Consider the following 22,828-nt stretch of genomic DNA (forward strand, 5'->3'; position numbering starts at 1 on the left):
GGATGATAGATGGTCCAGGGGCGGAAGCCTGGGGCGAAGTTGGGGGACGTCATGAACACAGCCGTGCCTGCACCGGCCACGCCGACGGATCGCCTTGCGGGCCTGCCCAAGCCGGCGACGCCGGTCGGCGTGCGCGAGCGGCTGCTCGATCTGCTGCGCCGTGACCTTGTCGGGCCGCATCCGGATCTCGATCCTGACCTTGCGCGCGAGGTGATCGCGGGCGTTGCGCCCTCGACCTGGTATCTCACCGGCTTTCTCGGGCCGAAGCGAGGTACGGGCGCTGCAAAGACGCAGGCGAGCGCGGATGCCGAGATCGCGGCCGAGCAGGAGGCCGAGGATCTGCTGGATGCCCAGCGCGGCAGCGAGGCGCTGTCGGAGGTGACGCAAGGCAAGGGGGTGGCGCCGGACGAGGGCGAGACGGAGGTGCCGCCGGTGCGCTCGTTCCAGCCGTCGTCGATCGGCCTGACCGTGCTGCTGCCGCCCGGCACGGCGCAGCTTGAGGCGCGCGTGAGCTGGGGCGACTACGTCACCGAGCCCCGGCTCGACGATGCGGTGTTTCTCGAAGCCGCCCGCGAGATCGCGGAGGCGCGCGGCGAAAAGCCAAAGGCGCCGAAATGGGACACGCTGGACTGGCGCCGCATCCCGCGCGAGGAGACCGTGCCGTTCAGCATCCAGCTTGGCGACGTGCCGCAGAGGATCATCATTCCCAACAGTGCCGCGCCGATGGCGGTGGGCGGCGGGCTGGAGCTCGTGGTCTCCGCCCGTCCGATCGACAGCGCCGATATCGACGGGGTCAAGCGCAAGCTGCTGGCGGTGTCGGTGTTCCTGGTCAATGCCCGGCCGCAGCCCATGCGCTTTCGCGATGTCGCGTTCTGCTTTCAGGCGCGGCTGCAGCTCGATTGCGCCGGCGGCTTCGAGCGCCGCGACGATCGCGCCTCCTACGAGTCCGATGAGTTCGACGAGCGGCTCGCCGACGTGCATTATCAGGACGTCTGCTCCTATGCCGTCGGCCACAACACGTCTGGCGACTGGGCCGCGCCCGATGGCGAGGGCCGCGTCACCACCGTCTTCACCAATCCGCTGCCGGTGCAGGAGGTCGAGAAGCTCGGCGCCGACATCGACATCAGCGGCGTCGTGCGCGACATGGCTGCGCTCGCCAAGGCTGCCGATGACGCCGCCACGCTCGATGCGGTGCTGTCCGGGCTGCCGGCCGTCTATGAGGCCTGGGCCAAGGAGCAGGCGGCGCTCGTGCCCGGCATCGACGGCAAGCGCCGCCGCGAGGTCGCGGAGAAATGCCTGGACGATATCGCCATTGCGCGCGGGCGCATCGCCTCGGGCATCGCCCGGCTGAACGCCGATCCGCTCAGCCGCGAGGCATTTGGCATCATGAACCGCGTGATGGAGCGCGCCAACCGGCAGCGCAGCGCCGCCAACAACAAGAAGCCGTTGGATCAGCAGCAGGCGCCAACATGGCGCCTGTTCCAGCTCGCCTTCATCCTGCTCAACCTCGACGGCCTGGTCGACCCTGTTCATCCCGACCGGCCGATCGTGGATCTGCTGTTCTTCCCCACCGGCGGCGGCAAGACCGAGGCGTACCTCGGCCTCGCGGCGCTGGCGATCGCGCGCCGCAGGCTCAACAATCCCGGCCTCGAGGGCGCGGGGCTGGCGGTGGTGATGCGCTACACGTTACGCCTGCTGACGCTCGACCAGCTGCAGCGCGCGGCGGGGCTGGTCTGTGCGCTCGAACTGGAGCGCAAGGAGCGGAAGCGGCTCGGCGACTGGCCGATCGAGATCGGCCTGTGGGTCGGCGGCGGCGCCACGCCCAACAATCTCGGCGACGCCAAGAACAAGAAGGAGAACACCGCCGTCTACTGGCTGGAGCAGTACAAGCGCAAGAAGGGCCCGGCGCCGGCGCCGCTGAAGAACTGCCCCTGGTGCGGCGGCGAACTGAAGGACGATGCATTCTCGTTGCATCCGACTGCGGCGAAGCCGCAGCGGCTGGACCTGCACTGCTACGAGATCGGCTGCGCCTTCTCCAGCGAGGAGCGCCTGCCGATCGTCGTCGTCGACGAGGAGATCTATCGCCGTCTGCCGGCCTTCATGATCGCCACCGTCGACAAATTCGCAAACGTGCCGTGGGAGGGGCGGGCGGGTGCCTTCTTCGGCCATGTCGAGCGTCATGACGCGACCGGCTTCTACGGCGCCGCGACGCCCGGCGGCACGCGGCTCACGGCCGAGCTGCGGCCGATCGACCTCATCATCCAGGACGAGCTGCATCTGATCTCCGGGCCGCTCGGCACCGTCGCCGGGCTGTATGAGACCGCGTTCGACCTCCTGGCCTCGCGCCACATCAATGGCGCCTGGCGCGGGCCGAAGATCGTGGCCTCGACCGCGACCGTGCGCCGCGCCGAGACGCAGATCCGCAATCTGTTCGGCCGCGAGCGCACCGCGATCTTTCCGCCGCCCGGCATCCGCCGCGACGACTCGTTCTTCGCCAGGGCCGACCGGACTACGCCGTCGCGGCTCTATCTCGGCGTTGCCTCGCCCGGTCGGGGTCCGAAGCTGGTGTTCCTGCGCGCGCTGCAGACCCTGCTCTCGGGCGCTCATGCGCTGGCGAGCGGCGGCAAGGACGATCCGGCCGATCCCTATCTCACGGCGCTGTGCTATTTCAACGCGCTACGCGAGCTCGGCGGCGCCCGCCGCATCGTCGATGACGAGGTGCGCGCGCATCTGACGAGCTATGGCCGCAACCGCGTCCGCCGCGAGCCTGAGGGCGCGCCGTTTGCCGACCGGGTGCTGCGCGAGATCCAGGAGCTGACGTCGCGCTATTCGACCGATCAGGTCTCCGAGGCACGGGCGCGCCTGGGACTGCCGGTCGCCGACAAGAACGCAGTCGATGTCGCGATGGCAACCAACATGATCTCGGTCGGTCTCGACATCGGCCGGCTCGGCCTGATGGTGGTGCAGGGCCAGCCGAAGACGGCGGCCGAATACATCCAGGCGACCTCGCGCGTCGGCCGCGAGGGCCACAAGCCCGGCCTCGTCGTCACCCTGCTCAACATCCACAAGCCGCGCGACCGCACCCATTATGAGCAGTTCCGCGCCTTCCATCAGAGCTTCTATCGCGCGGTCGAGGCCACCAGCGTCACCCCCTTCGCGCCGCGCGCGCTCGACCGTGCGCTCGCAGCGACCCTGGTGGCTGGCCAGCGCCACGTCACCCCGAGCCTGACGCCGGACCGCAATGCCGACAGAGCGGGCACCGAGCCCGCTGCCTACAAGCGCGTCCGCGACGTCATCGAATCCAAGATGAAGGTGGCGCGCGAGGACGAGGCGTCGATCCAGCGCTGCCTCGCCCGGCTCGACGAGTTGGAGCAGGCCTGGATCGGCATTGCCGCCAAGCTGACCGCCAATGGCGGCGAGTTCGCCTATGCCGGCGAGGCCGCGGTACGCCGGCTGCTGCAGGAGCCGTTCGACCAGCAGCCGAACATGGACAAGGAGCGCGAGTGGTTCGTCGCCGGGCGCTCGATGCGCGACACCGAGCCGGTGTCGCTGCTCAAGCTCAGGAAGCCCGACGGCACCCCTCTCGGATAATGGACCCTTCATGGCCGACATCACCCAGAATTTCAGCCAGCTGCTGCTGACCTATGGCCCCGGCGCCATGATGGACCTGCCGGACAACGCCGTGGTTGTCTCCGGCCTGCAGGATTGGGACTACAAGGGCTCGAGCTGGAAGCCGGTGGAAGAGGAGCGCCTGGTGGCGCTGCTGAAGCAGCAGCTCGGCACCAAGCTCAGTGCGACCTTTAATGGCCTTCGCCATCCGCCGATGTTCGACGAGGATCGCCGCGACGGCAACGCGCCCGGCGTCGCGGTACGGCTGTTTCCCTGCTGGTTCCTGGTCAACGAGACGCAGTCGAAGGACGCAGGCGCGGCGCCGGACGGCGCGGCGGCCGGCAACGAGAAGCGCCGCCGCATGGTGGAGTTCTCCGAGCTCGACGTCACCGCAGGCGGCCGGCTGTCCTACACCGGCGGCGGCGGCAAGGCCGGCGTCAACCCGATCCGCTTCGTCGGCGCCTGCACCAAGGGTCACCTGCAGGATATCTCCTGGCGCTATCTCACCCACCGCGGCCGCGACCAGTCCTGCCGCAAGCCGCTGTTCTGGGTCGAGCGCGGCGTCAGCTCCGATCCCTCCGACATCTCGGTGCAATGCACCTGCGGCGCCTCGATCAGCATGGCCGATCTGTACAAGCCCAAGTTCTTGGGCACCTGTGATTGCCACAGCCCATGGCTGACGCCGCGCCGCGACGCGAGCGAGACTTGCACAGAGGACCTGCGTCTGCTGCCGCGATCGGCGACCAACACCTATTTCCCGCAGACGGTGACGGTGATCTCGCTGACCAAGTCGAACGACGCGCTGCGGCAGGCGATTGCGCAAAACAAGACGGCCATTGACAGCATTCGCTCGCTTCCGAACTTCCTGGAGTTCTTGAGGGCATTTCCCCAACTGAAGGACGCCTTCAAGGAGTTCTCCGACGACCAGATCCTGCAGGCGCTCAACAGCGACGACGGCTCCGGTGCCAATCCGAGCGAAAACCCGCGCATCCCCGAATTCGACATGATGGCGAGCGGCGCGCCGGTGATCGGCAGCGACAGCGCTGGATCGTTCTTCTATGCCGAGACGCTGCCGAAGGATGCGCTCGGTCTTCAGGCGCCCTGGGATGCATTCCTGCACAACGTCGTGCGCGTGCACCGGCTGCGCGAGGTGACCTGCCTCTACGGCTTCACCCGCCTGGAGCCGCCGCCGACGCCGGCCGAGAGCGAGCTCGACGAGATCCAACTCGCCGTCGGCGGCGCCGACCTCGCACGCTCCGTCGAATGGCTGCCTGCAATCGAGCAGTTCGGCGAGGGCATCTTCCTGCACGTCGCCCCGGAATTTCTCCAGAGATGGCTCGACGCGGACCAGACCGTCGCAAAGGCGAGGAACCTGCGCGAGCGCGAAAACCGCGACGCCGCCCGTTTCAACCGCGAGCCCACCCATCGCGGCATCGCCTATTGGGCGCTGCACTCGCTGTCGCACGCCTTCATGGCCGAGCTCGCCCTCGACTGCGGCTACCCGCTGTCGTCGCTGAAGGAGCGCATCTATTCCTCAGGCCCAGCCCAGGCCCAGCGCTTCGGCATCCTGATCTACACCTCGACCGCCGGCGGGCAGGGCACCCTCGGCGGCCTCAGCCACATGGCCGAACGCGCCGGCGACCTGCTGACGCGCGCGACGCGCCGCCTCGCGTTGTGCTCCAATGATCCCATCTGCGCCGAGCACAGCGACGCCAGCGAGGAGTATCCGTTGCAGGGGGCAGCCTGCCATGCATGCCTGCTGGTGCCAGAGACGAGCTGCGAGGCAAGGAATACAAGATTGGATAGGGGATTACTGACAAGGACAGTACTGGGCGGGGGTCTGCCGCTGCTGGATTGAACGACCCATCAGTGTCCGAAGGTTAGTCTCCATCAAATTCAGGCCGAAGCGCGTAGCAACATTCCAAGCGACTAAGTCGACATCCCAGGAAACTCGATACTCTTGAGGGTGTCACGTATTCGCTTCAGCTCGCCAATCAGCTTGAGCACCTTTTTATCACCCAGCTTCGAGTTCAACTCGGCCAACCGAAAGATAGATGCGTGTAAGCTACCAACCACGTTGTCTCTTCGTGCTGGCCTGTTCAACTTTCCGTCCTTTCCGGGACGCATCTCGACCCACCGGATTTGATACTCCTCCGAACGCATATGGTAGGTCGATAAGCCGATCAGGGAATCGGAGGCGACCTCCAACCATTCGGCCGCATCTCGCCTGCGGACATGATATTCCTTCAATTGATCGGGAAGCGCTTCAAAAGCCTCGCGCATTTCCTCCGCAAGTTCGAAGATGATTTGTTGTGCTTGATCGACCGCATCTCCAACGCTGCCTTCCTCGCAAACCTTTCGCATCCTCCCACTCCCCACGCAGGAACATGAGCGAATACCCGCCAGCTGAGCTCAAGGAGCACCAGCGATATAATTCGTAGCTGAAGATCGTAGATTTGACGAGAGTGGTTAAAAACACCAGTGCATTCAGTTGCAGCTGCGAGGAGGGAGGAGTCCTCACTGTACCGGACACACCGGATCGGAGGGACTATGTCTGAGGATGTCCGCCACATCCTCGCAACGGACATATCGGATTGGACAGACACACTCTCCAGGAGAGTGTCTGGAGTCTGGGAAGACCTGAGCCTTAGTATGATCACCTCACAATGGCGTTTTCCAGACCCATTCGCCGTTGGGAAGAGCGGCACCAGAGAAATCGCAAGGCAGGCTCTTGGGAAGGCGCGCAGGGACGCCTTCTGCTTATCGTCCTGGGCCCTCTTGTATCTTCTTCGCCAGTCACATACTGGGCATAGAACTGCGTCGAGTTCGGTCAACGAAACATCGGATTGGGGTTTCCTTGCCGCGACCAAAGCAGCAAGCTGACGGTATCGGAGACGCTAAGCTTACGTATCGTACTCGGGTCGGCGTTTCTTCCGTCCTGATATACCAAACCATGCGAGAACGCCGGAACCGCCCGCTACAACCGAATATATGAAACCTCTTATAGGTTCTAGCTGGCTGATCTCATATTTCCACCATTCCAAGCCGTGCGCCTGCACTTCCCAAGTGTCCTGCAGAACTCGTATCGGATATGCACGCCTATCCTGTCCATTCTGGACGTACGATGTGACTTCAAGCGTAATCACGCCTTTTCCGGGCTTTAAAGGTTTGACGTCCCATTCCCAGCTAACTCGATCTGCGATATCGAGAATCGATCTCGTAGTCGTTCCCCGCGGGGTGATCTCAAACGTGTCCGGAGGACCTGCGAGCTTTGCTTCGAGGTCTCGAGATATCAGCAGCTTAGCTGTTCTGATCTCTCCTTCAAGACCCTTAAACAGTTCTTCGCGATCCGTTTGGGCAAAGGGCTTGCCCCAGTTTAGATAGAGAAAAACTGGAAAAGTGTACCCGAGTTCCAGATCCTTGGGCCTATTGTATTCTGCTTGAGCAGTCCTCAGTTGGTCAGCGATCTGTTTGGCGAGTTCCTCGCTGCTCCTGCTCGAAGAAATTTTGTTTTTCTCTAATGCTTCGACTAACTGCTGCTCCAGTTCGTTCACGGACTTGATTTCTGGAGTGAGCTTGACTTGGGGTTCTTCTGCAACACAAGCAGCAAGAAGTGACCCTAGGATTGCTAACGCAACTATGCGGCGCCAGTCCAGCATGGCTTGCCTCCGTATAGATTGATCCCTTGAAGCCATAGATACCGTTAGAAGGCAAGTGCAACAACGCGTTTAAATCCACGAGCTTATCTGAGATTGGCCATTTTCCTAGGGTTGGGTTGCTAAGTCAACCGCAGATTGTTTAGCATAAACTATGCTGCGTCGGTTCTGAAGACGATCACTGTCTCCTCGCACTTTGCTCCTGGCAAGTAGCACAAGCACATTTCGGGATTACATCAATTGGTGCGAGGCATGAGAAACGTGCTGGCAACGGTAGTATGTAGTTTCTCCGTCGTACCCGGATTCGCGTTAGGGGCCGTGGTACAGACAATGATGTACGTATTCAGTGGCTGGACAGACAGAACCGATTTTCTTCAGCTTAAGGCCTACTTTTATATCGAGAGACCTCGATTGATTTACGAGCTGGTTTTTGCGTACGCCGTGCCGACCGGATTTCAAGCTGCAATCGCTGGATTCGTGGCTGTGTGGATAACGGAAAGGGTTGTGACTGACGCGAACTACAAGATTAGCGCTGCTGTCGTGGGTATTCTTTTCGGAGCTTTATTGATCTTTCTTATGTATATAGTCATTGATTATGGCTTTGCAGTTTGTATTTTAAGCATCGAGGGTTTAGGGTTTTGGCTCGGTCTCGCGAGTGCGGCGGCTACTTCCTCGCAACCCCAGAGAAGAGTAGTCGAGCAGCTATCGAAACAGAGGTCTGGGACTTGAAGTCTGGGGCGACCATAGCGCGGGCCAAAGGGTTCGTAGTATGTTGGCTTAATTTTGACTATGGCCACTTTCGGCCCTGTCGGCGTTTGTTGCAGCACGTCGGTCTCGATCGGGTATTCCCGGGCGACGCCTTCGGGATCGTGCTCCACGCCGATCGTCCCCGCTTTGGGGGTCGGGAAGATCTTCACTCAGCCCTCATCGCCGATGAACTTGCTCGCATTGAGATAGATCCAGACCGTCTGCATCACGCCGGCCTTTGGCCCTGGGCTGTGCCTCTTCCGCTTGTATGTCGTCCTCCAGCATCGGATCGAGTTGGATGGCGTGCGCTTCCTCAACCTCGGAGCCGGGCGGTAGCGCCGACATAGTGTCGATTTCCGCGCGGTTGCAGACGTGGCAGGGGCTGCCGGGTGCACCGGATCTGCAGCCGCGCGGGCTAAACCCCCCGGGAAGCTCGGAATTGGGTTTCCCAGGCCTACCTAGTGCCGTCGCGACGAGGGCATTTCCGCTTTCTATCCTTTGCCACGTTTTCGTTGCGTCGCATGTTGCTAGATGTCCTCTCGCAGTCCTTTGAAGAACGGATGCGGCACCTTGCCCTCGCTGGATGTGGTGCGGTACTCGATCTCGGCCGGGAACTCGGGCTCAACCCAGATCCCGCGATGCGCAATGCGCTTGGGGTAGGGCTGCGTCCGGCGCACCAGCGGCTTAGGCGTTCGCCTCAGCTCGTCGGCGGAGGTACGGTCGAAGCCATGGTCGACTTTGCCGGCATAGACCAAGTCGCCGCCCTTGTAGCGGCCGACATAGATGTCGTCCAAAACGTCGCCGTCGAGCGCTAAGCCGGCGATCGGCAAGGTCTCGGGCTGGGCGCAGGTCTTCTTCGCCCAGTCATTGCCGTGGCGCGAGACGTAGCGGCTGTCGCGCACCTTCGAGACCACGCCTTCCTGCCCGACCTTGCAGCGTGGCCGAACATCTCGCGGCCGCCGATCTCGAAGCTCTCGTTCAATTAGACGTAGGTGCCTACGATCAGAATCGTCAGCCGCGCCTTGCGCTTGATCAGGGGGAGTGGCGTAGGTTCGAGCCATTGAGACGGAGCAGGTCGAACGCGGCCAGCACGACCTTTCTGGAACGGCCGTTGAGCTCGTTCTGCAACACAGAAAAATCGGTCGCACCGTTGGCCTGAGATACTGCGACTGGCTATCGATTATAGCCGATCCCGCGCTGATCTCACAGGCGTCGTCGCAATTTTGCGGAAGCGCGTGGTCCAGTCATGTCAGCGGCGCGTGTAGACCGTCACGTGCCCATGGCGCAGATGCGCCTGGACGCGGTAGCCATTGAATTTGATCTCGTGGAGCCAGCGCTCACCTGATGGCACGCGATCGACAGACTTTGCGAGCGCCGGCTCGATAAGCCGGGGTAAGGTAATTTCGTGCAGATCGATGCTGGCCGGCGATGCTGAGCGCTCACTCAACTGACTCCACGCAATATGTAGATTGGAATCCTTGGAGACGAAGTCGTCCGGTTGGGCATCCCTTGCGCTCAGGAGCTCGCCGCCGAAGCCCAACGTTCTGGGATCGCCTGTTCCGCGGCAATGACTGCCAGACCGCACCACAGACTCCGGGAAACTACGGCAAAAAAAGCTATTTTAAATATATGTTAGGCGGCCTTGTCGAAGTTGAATGCAAATTGTGAATGACAGTTGGGGAAGACCGATGCTTGGGAACCTTCGCATGATCTACAAGGTCGGTCTGATCGCCGCTTTCGTCGGCGTCGTGATGATAGGCCTAGTAACCTACATGGCAGGCGGCCTGAGCGCTCTCGACACGGAATACTCCGATCTTATGAGTCGGATCGACGCGTCCGCCTTGCAGGCAGTCCGAGCTGCCCGCAAGGCCGAGACCTATCGGGAAGCGGCATTCGAGTTGCTGACGGAGACAACCGATGCTGGCAACGCGCGATTGTTGAAGGTCACGCAAGACATGTCCGCAGAAGTGCTGGAAACATTGGCCAAGATCAAGGCCGACCTGCCAGAGAAGGGAGCGGAAATCGGGGCACGCATCGATGCGTTCAATAAGGCATTTGCCGCCTGCGGGCCCGTCATCAAGTATGCATCGACGACCACCACTCCCGAGGACAATGCCAAGGCGGCCGACCGGTTGCGCGCAGAGTGCAATGATCAGCTTCAGAACGCAGTATCGTCTCAGATCGAGCTTGGTAAAGACGCCGAGAATTTCGCCAGGCTCAAAGCTGGTGCTCAACACGATCGCGCCGTCAGTTTGATCCGTTCGGCCTGGGTCACGGCCGTGGTTGGAACGATTGTCACGATCGCTGTTGCGCTGTGCATCGGCATTTTCGGCATTGCCCGGCCTCTGGGGTTGCTCGTCGGACTGCTGCAGCGCATGGCCCGCGGAGAAGAGGTTGAGATGACGGGCCATGAGCGTGGCGACGAGATCGGCGATACCGCACGCGCGATTGATGGCGTGAAGAAAATGCTCGCGGAGAAGGCCCGCGCCGAGGCTGAAGCCAAGATCGCGCAGGATGAGCTGGCCGCTCGGCAGCGCCGTGCCGAGATGCTGCAGCTCGCGAACAGGTTCGAAGGAGCGATCGGAGAAATCATCAACACGGTATCGAACGCATCCACGGAGCTCGAGGCCTCGGCCGCCAGCCTGACGGATAATGCGGACAGGTCGCAACGGCTCGCAACCACCGTTGCCGCGGCGTCCGAGGAGGCGTCGACCAACGTCGACTCAGTCGCCGCTGCAACCGAGGAGCTGTCCTCATCTGTAAGGGAGATCAGCCGGCAGGTGCAGGATTCAGCCCGGATGGCGAGCGAAGCGGTTCATCAGGCCCATTCGACGACAGAGCAGGTCAGCGAGTTGTCCAAGGCGGCAAGCCGCATCGGCGATGTCGTGGAGCTCATCAATACGATCGCCGGACAAACCAACCTGCTGGCGCTGAACGCGACGATCGAGGCGGCGCGCGCGGGCGAGGCCGGTCGCGGCTTTGCAGTCGTGGCGTCGGAGGTGAAGGCGCTTGCCGAGCAGACCTCGAAGGCGACCGGCGAAATTGCGCAGCAGATATCCGGCATCCAGAGCGCGACCGCAAATTCGGTCTCCGCCATAAGCGCGATCAGCGGCACCATCGAGCGGCTGTCCGAGATTGCCTCGGCGATCGCGGCCGCTGTGGAAGAGCAGGGCGCCGCCACCCAGGAAATCTCGCGCAACATCCAGCACGCCGCCGAGGGCACCGAGCAGGTGTCTTCCAACATCGGCCAGGTACAGCGGGGCGCAACCGAGACCGGGACGGCTTCTTCGCAGGTGCTCTCCGCCGCCCAGTCGCTATCGAAGGATAGCAATCGCCTGAAGCTCGAGGTGGGCAGGTTCCTTGAAACGGTGCGTGCCGCCTGATCGAGGGCGACTGGCGGTATCTGGGGCTCGACGCCACCTATGTGAAGGTGCGCCAGAATGGCCGCGTCGTCTTGGTCGCGGTGATCGTCCCGATCAGCGTTAACAGTGACGGCCGGCGCGAGGTGCTGGGCATGGATGTCGACCCGTTCCGAGGCCAAAACGTTCTGGACCGCGTTCCTGCGCAAACTCGCTCGCCGAGGTTTGCGCGGCGTCAAGCTCGTGATCTCGAATGCTCAAGAGGGCATCAAGGCCACCGTCGCCAAGGTGCTCAACGCCACCTGGCAGCGCTCCCGCGTGCACTTCATGCGCAAGGTCCTGGCCCATGCCGACAAGAGCGGGCGCCGCGTGATCTCCGGCTTCATCGCCACCGCCTTCGCCAGGACGACGCTGAGGCCGCCAAGGCGCAGTGGCGCAAGGTCGCCGATCAGCTCCGTCCCCAGGTGCCCAGGCTCGCCTTTATGAATGAAGGGGAGCCTGATGTGCTCGCTTGTATGAGCCTCCCGGCGCCGCACCGCGCCAAGCTGCACTCGACCAATCCGATCGAGAGGGTCAATGGTGAGATCAAGCGCTGCACCGAGTTCGTCGACATCTTCCCAACGAGGGCGCCATCATCCGGCTCTTCGGCCGACAACCCTACACGCTTAGACTGGCGCGATATCGTGGCCGCCTTACATATGGTTGCCGAAAACCCTGCAAGACGCCGCGAGCGACGCGGATCACGGTGCTCGCGGCTAGGCGTCTTGCGCGATCTCCGATCCGCTCCCAAGTGTTGACGATCTGCATGATCGATCCCTACAGCCATTGATTGAAGCGGCGGATGTACAGTCGCTTGATTAATTGCGTAAGCAGGCAATAGCTCAGCAGGATTGCGACTAGGATCGGGAAATAGGCCTGGGGTAGGGGCACCATGCCAACATGCGCACCGAGCGGAGAGAACGGCAGGTAGACGCCGATCGCCATGATGCTGGCGGTGAGCAGGATCACCGGCGTGGCGGCCCGGCTCTGGATGAAGGGGACGTGTTGGGTCCGGATCATGTGCACGATCAGCGTCTGCGTCAGCAGGCCGACCACGAACCAGCCGGATTGAAACAGCGACTGCTTCTCGATCGAATCGGCTCCGAACACGTGCCACATGACGATGAAGGTCACGATATCGAAGATGGAGCTGATCGGACCGATGCACATCATGAAGCGTGCGATGCCGCTGGCGTCCCATTTGCGAGGTTGCTTGAGATAGTCCTCGTCGACGTCGTCCCAGGGAATCGAGACCTGCGAAATGTCATAGAGCAGATTCTGGATCAGCAGCTGAATCGGCAGCATCGGCAGGAACGGCAGAAAGATGCTTGCAACCAGCACGCTGAACACGTTGCCGAAATTCGAGCTCGCCGTCATCTTGATGTACTTGATGATGTTGGCGAAGGTCTTGCGCCCCTCGATTACGGCCTCTTCGAGCACGAGCAGGCTCTTCTCGAGCAGAATGATGTCGGCCGATTCCTTGGCAATGTCGACGGCGGTATCGACCGAGATTCCGACATCCGCATCCTTGAGCGCCGCGGCATCGTTGATGCCATCGCCCAGATAGCCGACGGTGTGGCCCTTGCTCTGGAGCGCGCGGATGACGCGCGACTTCTCCATCGGCGACATCTTGGTGAAGATCGTGGTGCGCTCCGCCGTGTCGGCGAGTTCGGCATCGGACATCGCCGCCACGTCCTTGCCCGTCATCGCGTTGTCGACGGCGAGCCCGACCTCCTTGCAGATCTTGCGTGTCACCACCTCATTGTCGCCGGTGATGATCTTGGTCTCGACACCGTGTGCGCTGAGCGCGGCGATCGCTTCGCGCGCCGTCTCCTTGGGAGGATCGAGAAATGCGACGTAGCCGGCGAGAACGAGGTCGTGCTCGTCAGAAACGGTGTAGGTGCGGTCTTCCAGCGGCAACGTCTTGTAGGCGACCGCCAGGGCCCGCAAGCCGTCTTCGTTCAGATCCCGGGTAATTGTCCGCACCTTGTCCCGCATCTCACTGGTGAACGGCACCACGCCGTCAAGCGCTGCCCCATTGTCATCGGCAGAGGTGCACAGCCCAAGGACTTCCTCGACCGCACCCTTGCACACCAGAAGATTCTTGTTGCCGTTGCGCACGATCACCGACATGCGCCGACGCACGAAATCGAACGGGATTTCATCGACCTTCCGATAGTGCTGAAGCGTTCCGACGAGCTGGTCCTGCTCGGCGTATTCGAGGACGGCCACATCGAGCAGATTCTTCAGCCCGGTCTGATGGAAGCTGTTCAGCCAGGCGAGCTCCAGCACCTGGCTGTCCTCATCGCCGTGAATGTCGAGGTGCCGCTCGAGGATGACCTTGTTCTGTGTCAGCGTGCCGGTCTTGTCCGTGCACAGGATGTCCATCGCACCGAAGTTCTGGATGGCGTTGAGCTTCTTCACGATGCTCTTTCGCCGCGCCATCATGACCGCACCCTTGGCGAGGTTTGCGGTCACGATCATTGGAAGCATTTCCGGGGTCAGGCCGACAGCAACCGAGACCGCAAACAGCAGCGACTCCAGCCATGCGCCCTTGTCGAGCCCATTGATGAGAAATACCAGCGGAGTCATCACCAACAAAAAGCGGATCAGCATCCATGAAACGCGATTGATGCCGATGTCGAAGCTGGTCAGGGGACGCCCACCGACGATGTCGCGGGCCATGGCACCGAAGTAGGTCGAGTCGCCCGTTGCTGCGACGACGGCGGTCGCCGTGCCGCTCACCACGTTCGTACCCATGAAGCAGGCGGTCTCCAGCTCCAGCGCGCCACGGGCTGGGCTCGCGGTCTTGTTTGGTGGCGGAACTGGATACTTCTCCAGCGGGATGGATTCGCCGGTCAGCATCGCCTGGCTGACGAACAGGTCTTTCGCGGTCAGGATCCGCACATCTGCGGGCACCATGTCGCCCGCGGACAGATAGACAATGTCGCCGGGGACCAATTCGGAAATCGCCATCTCCTGCGGACGCGACGTGCCGGCCCGCAGCACCGCCGTCGTCGAACTCACCATCGCGCTGAGCTCTTCGGCAGCCTTGTTCGACCTGAATTCCTGCCAGAAGCGCAACAGCGTGCTGAGCAGCACCATGGAGATCAGGACAATGATCGTTCTGAACGAGCGATCTTCCGGCGCCGCAAAGAGCACGTCGGAGAATAGCGACACGATGCTGACCGTAAACAGCACGCCGTTGAATGGCGTCAGGAATGCGTGGAACAGCTGATGATACCAGGTCGGCGGCCGCTCATGCGAGACTTCGTTGCGACCATACCGCTCGTGCCGCGCGGCAACCTCGTCCTCAGCCAGGCCGTGCGGCGTTGCGCCGAGCCGGTTGAGGGCGACTTCAGGTGTGAACTCGGCCATCTCAGTCAGAAGGCTGGACGACACCTGCTTGGCGCGGCGCGGTTCACGACCGTTCAGGACATGCTTTGCTTCGACATTCATGACAGTTCACTCTTGGGCAGGAGCGATGGCGCGGGTGCTGGCGCGCGGACGCGGCGCGGCTTCCCGGCCGCGTGCGGCTTGGCGCGGCGGCAAGCTTCGGCATCGATATCCCGGGAAAGAGGCGGACTAGGCGGCGCGACGCGGGGAATAGCTGCAACTGACGCCCTCGTCAGTCGCGTCGTTGTCTAGCACCCAACGACATTCCGGGCGTTTGCTCACCGGATTCCTTTGCCAGACCATGATCGGGACGACACGATTGGCCACTCGCGGCGAATAGGCGTCGCGGCGTTGTTCAGCGCTGCGATCCCGCGTGGTGACGTTCGTCCAATCCTCGCGGAGTTCGGGCGCGGCAACATTGCCGCGAAAAAAGACGATGTTGTTGATGCTCATGGCTCACCTCCGAACCGGCCCGACGGTCCCGGAAGCGAGCCGACAGGACGCTAGGCCCAGCCCGTGCTCGCCCGGCCGGCGCCGGGAGCGGTCGCAGTTGATTGGGTTGGTGCCCGACAGTGCCGCCTCGGCTCCGCCGGACAGCGACTAGGGTAGCTGTCCATTTCTCGTTTCGATCGTTGAATGACCTCGGAACTCCGAGATCGCAGAGTCGGATTGCTCCCGCTCCACACGGCTGTCAAGGAGAAATCGCCGACAGCAGGCGATTGGAGTTAGTCATGTGGGCTGCGTGCAATCGTTGAACTTATCTCCTCCAAAGGGCGATCGATGACGACACAACACATGCCCTGTGCCATTTGCAATCTCGAAGCGCGTGGAGGACGCCTCTATCGAGATGATTGAATCAGCGCGGCGTCCCGCTGTCGGACTCAGGAAGTGGGGGGCGGCGCCGAGGCCGCGCTGCGAGCCCAAGAGGTGTTAGCAAGAAGGGGGGGCGACGTACGCCGGCAAGGGGCTTCGCTACGAGATGGAAAGATCTCGATGACTGAGCTTTCGCGTTGCGGGTTGGGGACGGCGCCGTCCCTCCGCGGATAGATCGATCGACCGCCTCTAACCGCGCCGGCGGCTTCGCCAAGCAAGCATGGCAAACAGGCCCACGATCGCGGCGCCGGCCAGCATCCAGTACTGGCCGTCCAAGCCGAAAAAGCTGAATTTTTGGACCAGGATATCCACCGCTGTCGCACCTTTCTTGTGCAACCTAAGCGGCTTCGACGCGAAATCATATTCTTTTTTAATGGTCCGCCCGTTCCGGGTGCTGGGGTGAGCTATTGCTTTGCATATCGTCTTCAGGCGCCGGATGCCTGTCCCGTTCCACGGCCAATCCGTTCAGGAAGTCCTCCAGCGCGAGGCGGCCGGCCTCGTACGCCGCGCGATAGGAACGAAAGCCAGACTCGCGCAGCCGGATCCCCATCGACTTGTGCTTGCGTCGAATCTCCCAGGCCCAATTGTCCCGCGCCGAATGGCATACTGCCACGTAGAACGACCGGCGTGGAGACGGCCGCAACATCATTGAACCTCGTCGGTCGCTGGCTCGGCGTCGAGCCGGTTCTGCAGCCGATAGCCGACACCGGATTCCGTGATCAAAAGGCGCGGCTGGTTAGGATCGGTCTCGATCTTCTGCCGGAGCTTTCGAACCAGAATGCGAAGGTATTGGATGTTGTCGCGCTGATTTCCCGTCCAGATTTCCTTCAGCAGCCGATCATGCGTGACCACGAGGCCGACGTGCATGGCCAGAATATGCAGCAGTCGGTACTCCTTCCGCGTCAGTCGGACGGGTGCATTATTCAGTGAGACGGTGCGGGTCACCAAGTCGACCGATAGCGGGCCGGCGACGACGATGGGGCTTTCGGTTGCGGACTTGAAATAGCGGCGCAACGCCGCCTCGCTCCGCGCCAGCAGTTCGGCCATGCCGAACGGCTTGACGACATAGTCGTCGGCACCCGCCTGAAGCAGGCGAACCTTCTCGTCCTCTGCGGCTACAACTGAAAGGATAATGATCGGAACGTTTGACCATGCCCGAATCCGATCCAACACCTCCGCGCCGTGGAGATCGGGCAACGCAAGATCAAGGATGATCAGATCCGGGGGACTGAACGTCGCGATCCGGAGAGCTTCATTTGCATTCTCAGCCTCGATCACCACGTAGCCGTTGAGCTCGAATCCGGCCCGGAGAAACCGCCTGATCCTAGGTTCGTCGTCGATCACGAGAACGATATTGGCAGGCTTATTCATTGGCAGCGTCGGTACCTTTGCGAGAGGATAGGTCGGAAGCCGGCAGTGCGATGGACACCGTCGTACCTTGTCCAGAGCCGCGGCTTTGAACCGAGATTCTGCCGTGGTTGGCTTGCACGAAGGTCGAGGCGATCCAGAAGCCGAGCCCAGAGCCGGGAACGGAGGCTCGGTGCCGGCTGCCCCGGAACGACCGATGGCCGAGTTGCTGCTGCTCCTCAGGGGTTATTCCGACGCCCTGATCGACGACTTGGACAACCACGTATTTCGCCTCGGCCCGGACCTCAACCGAGATCGTCGAGCCGCTCGGAGAGTACTTGGCCGCATTTTCCAGAATCTGTCCGCAAGCCTCGGCGACCAGGCCGGAGTCGACGTGGATCAAGGGCAGCCGTTCGGCAAAGCGCGTCTCGACGCAGTGTGCCGCGAGTTGCCGACCCCTGTTGCCGAGTGCATCATTGACGATGTCCTTGGGGTCGGCCCATTCCAGTCGGGGAACGAGACCGCCGGCGCTGACGCGAGTCGCGCGGAGCAGGTTTTGAATATAGTCGTCGAGCCGCTCCGCCTCGCCCAGAATGGCTTGGACAAGGGAACTGACGCGAGCGTCCTGGCGGATGTTGGGAATGGTTTCGAGCACGCTCGCCGATCCCTTGATGGCGACCAGCGGCGAACAAAGCTCGTGCGACAGCGTGCCGTGGAAGGCGTCGCGGAGCAATTGCTCCTGCAGATTCAACTTTGCGCGCTCCATCGCCTGGCCGACGTCGAGCCGCTGAAGCGTCAACAAGGCCTCTTCCAAGATCCTGCCGATCCGGCGTCGCCTGGTCTCCAGGATCTGCGACGATCCGGGGCCGATATTGATGGCGATGACGCCGTGAACGGCATTGCCGGACGACATGGCTCGCATCACCCAGAGCTCCCTGCGCCGCTCGTCAAACAGCGAGCGAGCAAGCGGGCCAAGGCCCGCGTTCATGGTGGCGGCACAAGCCTGCACATCGGGAGGGGCCAAGCATGCTTCCGACGGCTCATAGTGGCCTTGCGACGTCGCCACGAAGAAGGCGGCCGGGTGTCCGAACGTCCGTTGCAAATGGTCTTGGATCGCGGACACCAGGTCGGCGATCGTGAAACAGGCCGCCAGCCGTCGGGAGAAGTCATAGAGCTCGTGGATCTCCCTCTCGCGCCGGCTAAGGTTCTCGGTCTCCCTGCGTAATCTCGATGCGAGATTGCTGCTGACCAGCGACACGATCAGGAACAGCAACAGGTCAACCGCTTCCTGCGGATCGTCGACGCGGAAGCTGTAAATCGGAGCAAAGAAGAAGAAGTCTGCGGCCGCCATGCCCGCGATGGACGCGACGATTGCAGGTCCGATGCCCCAGCGCGTCGCTGCGAAAATGACCGGAATGAGATAGGCGATCGGCACGAGGCTGGCCGCCGTCGATCTGTTCAGGATCAGAAGAAGCCCGGTGAAGACGGCAATTCCCAATACGGACAGCAGCCACGGCGCGGTCTTGCGGGCGACCATGGCGAATGTCGAACGCGTTTCCGACCCGGTGTTTTCACCGAATCCTGATTTCGTAGGCCCACCGCTCGTCATCGATGGCGAGCGGCCTGTCAGCAACGTGGAGATCAAAGTGCTTCCATGCCCCAGGCTAGACTATCGAACGGAGCGCCGCTCAGCCTCCCGTTTGGCGCTGCTATTTCGTTTTGGGGCGGGACCTGGTCGCAGGTTGAACTTCGGCGGCGCCGGCCTGCCTTCAATTCACCTCGCATGCGGCAGCGCTACGCCGCAATTCAAATACCACCCTGATATCGTCGACTTACCCGGTGCGATGACGATGGTCCGAATCGGCGTAGAAAATCTATGCTCTTCGAGGCCCTCAGAAATATAAAAGAAATAGCCAAATGGTAGTTTCAAGCTAACGACGCGTGCGCTCACATACGGTCTCTAAACGACGTTGATGACCTCAGGTGGCGTGTTAGTCCACGTGCGCCGGAAGGTAGAGAGCTCGCCGCTCTGTCCAGAGACTTATACGGACGCTCGCTCATTCTGCGTCAGTTGCCGGTCCGGTGAACCAAACACCGCGGTATCGGAGGCGGATCGAGGCGCGCGTGGAGCCAGGGCGGCGATCGCCGCGGTGCTGATCTGCTTTGGCGGATGGAGATAGAAATCCATCAGCGGCATGTGGGTGCCGAAGCCGTTCCGTTGACGAATATCCCGGGCAATCTCTCCCTCGCGGGGAAACATCGCGCTCCAGCCAGCAAAGCTGCTGGCGAGCACTTCTATCGCCAGGAGCTTGGTTGCGATCTCGACGAATCCCTCCTTGGCCTTCTTGGCACTCCGGGTGGTGGACGCTTTCCGAAGAACAAGCCGCAGATCCGCATTTCTCTCGATCAGCGGAGCGAGGCGGAACTTCCACAACATGTCCGGCAGCGAACCGAATCCATTCATGTCGTGAAAGGATGCGATCAGGCTGCGGCATTGCTTCAAGAGTGTCGGCGGCAGAAACAAGAGATCGAAGTCCGCGGACGCGGGATTCGTTCTTCTCTCGGGGGTCGTTTCGCGATTCGATGTGTCCGCGATGGAATATCGCGATGAAATGTTGCCCATGCATCGAGCTTAGCGAGCCGGGGCATATATCTTCGATCTACAAATCGCGAGATTTGCATAGCAAAAAAATAGTTGGACGGCTTCGGAGACGGTACGCAGCTGCTAAGACTATGACGAAAATGACACAGCCTCCGGCAAACATCCAAAGCAACACATCGTTTCAACGCGAAAAACCCGATTTTTTGCTGCCGGCTTGAGCAATCAGCCGCACCAATTGCCGATCTTGAATGCAAACAGCGCCCGAGTGCACTGCCGCGCTACTATTTCTTTATGAAATCTCGCGGCAAACCGTATCGCTTTTCGTCGAGCCGATGACGAAGGATTGCACCCGAAGCTTAACGACACCGTAAGAGCGTCCGCGAGGCGCCGGTAGCAACAGCTTGGGGCAATATGATGAGAAAGACTGCGTTGGTGGGTGCGTCGCTGATTGCGATGGGATTCAGTGGCGCCCACGCCGGAGACACGCTGCCGCCGATGGGCAAGGCAAACTGCGACCCTTACAAGAACTATTCGTGTTTGGACACCTATCTAGGCAACGATTTCCTGAGCCGCTTTATCAACTACTATCGGCTCGAATGGGGCCATGATGCGGCGCCATCCGATCCAAAGGCGCCCCCGTCTCGCCGTGCGGTTTGGCCTGAAACTCCCCAGAGCACGCCGCCGATGCCATTTACGGAGTGGCCCTATGGCGGTTCCACGAGCATTGGCGTGACTCGTCCAAACTCAATCGACAGCCCGTTGATGAACGCCTTGAGCAACACCGCGGCCGGTCAATGGATGAACGACGCCCACATTCAGGTCTATGGCTGGATCAACGCAGGCGGCAATCTGAGCAACAACACCGTTCGCGGCGGCAATTGGCCGGCGTCTTACGACTACAACGCGAACACCGTTCAGCTCGATCAGGCGGTCGTCTACTTCGAGCGGCTTCCTGACACGGTGCAGAAGGATCATATCGACTGGGGCTTCCGTATCGCGCCGATCTATGGCGAGAACTACCGCTACACGACCGCATACGGCCTGTGGAGCAATCAACTCCTGCAGCAGAACAAGAACTACGGCTACGACATGCCGATGGCCTATGGCGAGGTGTTCATTCCCTGGCTTGCCGACGGTCTGATGCTGCGGTTCGGTCGCTACATCTCGATCCCTGACATCGAGGCGCAGCTCGCGCCGAACAACTACATGTATACGCATTCGATGACGTATACGTTCGACAACTACACCAACACGGGCCTCGTGGCCTCGTTGGCGCTGAACAAGAACTGGATGATTCAGGGCGCGATCGCGGTGGGCACCGAAGCCATGCCCTGGCACGTCGGCGCCAAGATCCCCAACGCCAATCCGAACCCGCTGTTCCCGGACACCACGATGAAGAAGGATCCCGGCGCCCAACCCACATACAGTGCGGGCGTGCGCTACGTGACCGACAGCGGGAACGACGGGATCTATGTGGTCGCCAACGGCATCAACAATGGGACGTGGGGCTACAACAATCTGCAGTGGTACGGGTTGACCTATTACCACAAATTCAACGAACACTGGCACATCTCGTTTGAGACCTACAACGAGCACCAGAATAAGGTGGTCAATCTCGATAGTGCGGCGGGGCTCGCGCTGACCGCCAGCGGCACGCCGTTCTCGCTCGATGTCATGCCCTGGAATGCTCCGTTCGGCGCGCACTGCGGCAATACGACCGCGCTGTCGTGCACGGCGTCGGTTCAGACGTTCCTGATGTATCTGAACTACAGCCCGACCAAGCTGGATAACATCTCGTACCGCCTGGAGTGGTTCGACGACAAGCAGGGCCAGCGAACCGGCGTCAAGACGCGCTACGTCGAAACCGGTCTCGGCTGGCAGCATTGGTTCTCGCCGCAGATCGAGATCCGTCCTGAAGTGTCAGTGTACCACGCCCTGGACGCGCCTGCATTCAACGGCAACGCCAATTTCGGCATCCCGCCGAACAAGAAGACGGCGGTCATCGGCTCGGCCGACATCATCATCCACTTCTGATCCGTGCGATGGCAGGCGGCAGTTGTGTCGCCTGCCTCACCCAAGAAACTCGACAAGGTTGAGCCATGAAAACCACTTCTCTCACGACCCTTGCATTGATCGCCTTGGCATTGACGTCCCCCGCGATCGCGGCCGATCTGCCGATCTACGCCAAGGCCCCGCCGGTCGCGTCGCCGGCCTATGACTGGTCCGGCTATTATGTCGGTGTGTTCGGCGGCTACGCTTGGGGCAACCACAACTTGAACAACGCGGTCGGCCCGGGCGCGCCATTCACCGATTTCACGAACAACTATGAGTCGAAGGGCGGCTTCGGCGGCGGCGAGATCGGCGCCAACTGGCAGAGTGGCAACATCGTGCTCGGCGTCGAGGCGAGCGGTTTCGGAGCCGATGTCAAGGGAGACGACGCCTTCGGTACGCTTCCCTTCGGATCGAACGACGCCACCAAGCTCCGCAGCGGCTTTTCCTTGCTCGCGCGTGGCGGCATTGCCGTGGACCGGCTGCTGCTCTTCTTCACCGGCGGCTGGGCCTATGGCCAGCTGACCCACACCAGCGTCAATCCCGGGATCGGGACCGACACCTTCAGCGCCAACCGGAGCGGTCTCGCGGCTGGCGGCGGCATCGCCTACGCGTTCACGGATCAGCTGATCGGCAAGATCGAGTATCGCTATCTAGATCTCGGCACGTTCCGGCGTGATGCGCCTACGAACGGCGTGCTGCCGTATACGGTCGGCAACACCTATTCGACCGTGCTCGTCGGTCTGGATTTCAAGTTCGGCGGCAACACCGTGGTCGCGAAATACTGAAGCAGCGCGGGATGACGAAAATGATCGGCGGAGTATGTCGTGCGGCTGGGATGATGGCGGCTCTTGCTGTCCTGGGCTTCGTCCTGGCCGGCTGCGTGAGCGACCTCGGGGCGTCAAGTGGAACGAGTACCCACCAGATGCGCTACTACGGCGGACCGAAATATCCGATGTGGTCGAGTCAGTAAGTCATATCGAACCTGGTGATGATCCGCGGGCTCGTCGGCCCGCGGCCATCCGCCGATATCCGCCGTTCGCGCTGGATCCCGGCGCTTTGATCTTAGATGAGACGCCAGAAGCGTCGATCCGTGGAGTGGTTCCCTGCGAGGAGGATACAGATCCTCTCGTAGCGGAGAGCATGAGCGC

The 22,828-nt window shown here is 61.6% G+C and carries 13 protein-coding genes and 2 pseudogenes; 6 read left to right on the forward strand and 9 right to left on the reverse strand.

The features are described from left to right. The first annotated feature begins 51 nt into the window (after positions 1 to 51). Together drmA and drmB are read left to right on the forward strand one after the other, a co-directional pair. Positions 52 to 3,591: a DISARM system helicase DrmA gene (gene drmA, locus ACQR1L_RS21645; protein ID WP_434859939.1), complete on the forward strand. Its 3,540-nt coding sequence runs from the start codon at positions 52 to 54 to the stop codon at positions 3,589 to 3,591. 10 nt (positions 3,592 to 3,601) lie between these two features. Beyond that, complete coding sequence (drmB, locus tag ACQR1L_RS21650; RefSeq protein WP_434859940.1) at positions 3,602 to 5,467, forward strand: DrmB family protein; 1,866 nt, start codon at positions 3,602 to 3,604, stop codon at positions 5,465 to 5,467. 71 nt (positions 5,468 to 5,538) lie between these two features. Here the strand turns inward: drmB and ACQR1L_RS21655 are convergent, their stop codons facing one another. From ACQR1L_RS21655 to ACQR1L_RS21665, 3 genes and pseudogenes are all read right to left on the reverse strand, one after another. Continuing rightward, positions 5,539 to 5,973, reverse strand: coding sequence for a hypothetical protein (locus tag ACQR1L_RS21655; protein WP_434859941.1), 435 nt, complete (start codon positions 5,971 to 5,973; stop codon positions 5,539 to 5,541). A 539-nt stretch (positions 5,974 to 6,512) separates the two neighbouring features. Next, positions 6,513 to 7,268, reverse strand: coding sequence for a hypothetical protein (locus ACQR1L_RS21660; RefSeq protein WP_434859942.1), 756 nt, complete (start codon positions 7,266 to 7,268; stop codon positions 6,513 to 6,515). 1,271 nt (positions 7,269 to 8,539) lie between these two features. Continuing rightward, positions 8,540 to 9,455: pseudogene (locus ACQR1L_RS21665) on the reverse strand (DNA ligase). A 263-nt stretch (positions 9,456 to 9,718) separates the two neighbouring features. Here ACQR1L_RS21665 and ACQR1L_RS21670 point away from each other — a divergent pair. Both ACQR1L_RS21670 and ACQR1L_RS21675 read left to right on the forward strand, forming a co-directional pair. Next, the gene (locus ACQR1L_RS21670) at positions 9,719 to 11,395 is read left to right on the forward strand and encodes a methyl-accepting chemotaxis protein (RefSeq protein WP_434859943.1); all 1,677 of its coding nucleotides are present in this window, start codon (positions 9,719 to 9,721) and stop codon (positions 11,393 to 11,395) included. Then, positions 11,389 to 12,128, forward strand: a pseudogene (locus ACQR1L_RS21675) (IS256 family transposase); the annotation flags it as partial. The gene ACQR1L_RS21670 and the pseudogene ACQR1L_RS21675, both read left to right, overlap by 7 nt. Positions 12,129 to 12,187: 59 nt before the next feature. Here the strand turns inward: ACQR1L_RS21675 and mgtA are convergent. The 6 genes from mgtA to ACQR1L_RS21705 form a co-directional block, all read right to left on the reverse strand. After that, positions 12,188 to 14,869 (reverse strand): magnesium-translocating P-type ATPase, encoded by a 2,682-nt coding sequence (mgtA, locus tag ACQR1L_RS21680; protein ID WP_434859944.1) that lies wholly within the window; start codon positions 14,867 to 14,869, stop codon positions 12,188 to 12,190. Between the two features lie 126 nt (positions 14,870 to 14,995). Continuing rightward, positions 14,996 to 15,259 carry a hypothetical protein gene (locus ACQR1L_RS21685; protein ID WP_434859945.1) on the reverse strand — a complete coding sequence of 88 codons (264 nt, stop codon included), beginning with the start codon at positions 15,257 to 15,259 and terminating at the stop codon, positions 14,996 to 14,998. 609 nt (positions 15,260 to 15,868) lie between these two features. After that, positions 15,869 to 15,991 carry a hypothetical protein gene (locus ACQR1L_RS21690; RefSeq protein WP_434859946.1) on the reverse strand — a complete coding sequence of 41 codons (123 nt, stop codon included), beginning with the start codon at positions 15,989 to 15,991 and terminating at the stop codon, positions 15,869 to 15,871. A 333-nt stretch (positions 15,992 to 16,324) separates the two neighbouring features. Further along, a complete protein-coding gene (locus ACQR1L_RS21695) occupies positions 16,325 to 17,050 on the reverse strand; it encodes a response regulator (protein WP_434859947.1) in 726 nt (241 codons plus the stop codon). Continuing rightward, positions 17,043 to 18,563 carry a sensor histidine kinase gene (locus tag ACQR1L_RS21700; protein ID WP_434859948.1) on the reverse strand — a complete coding sequence of 507 codons (1,521 nt, stop codon included), beginning with the start codon at positions 18,561 to 18,563 and terminating at the stop codon, positions 17,043 to 17,045. Before ACQR1L_RS21700 ends, ACQR1L_RS21695 begins: the two co-directional genes overlap by 8 nt. Before the next feature lie 504 nt (positions 18,564 to 19,067). Beyond that, positions 19,068 to 19,649 carry a hypothetical protein gene (locus ACQR1L_RS21705; protein ID WP_434859949.1) on the reverse strand — a complete coding sequence of 194 codons (582 nt, stop codon included), beginning with the start codon at positions 19,647 to 19,649 and terminating at the stop codon, positions 19,068 to 19,070. Between the two features lie 741 nt (positions 19,650 to 20,390). Here ACQR1L_RS21705 and ACQR1L_RS21710 point away from each other — a divergent pair. After that, positions 20,391 to 21,662 carry an outer membrane beta-barrel protein gene (locus ACQR1L_RS21710; protein ID WP_434859950.1) on the forward strand — a complete coding sequence of 424 codons (1,272 nt, stop codon included), beginning with the start codon at positions 20,391 to 20,393 and terminating at the stop codon, positions 21,660 to 21,662. A gap of 65 nt (positions 21,663 to 21,727) precedes the next feature. Then, positions 21,728 to 22,465 (forward strand): outer membrane beta-barrel protein, encoded by a 738-nt coding sequence (locus ACQR1L_RS21715; RefSeq protein ID WP_434859951.1) that lies wholly within the window; start codon positions 21,728 to 21,730, stop codon positions 22,463 to 22,465. Positions 22,466 to 22,828: the final 363 nt, after the last annotated feature.

The organism is Bradyrhizobium sp. HKCCYLR20261 (genome assembly GCF_051168435.1).
GTDB lineage: Bacteria > Pseudomonadota > Alphaproteobacteria > Rhizobiales > Xanthobacteraceae > Bradyrhizobium.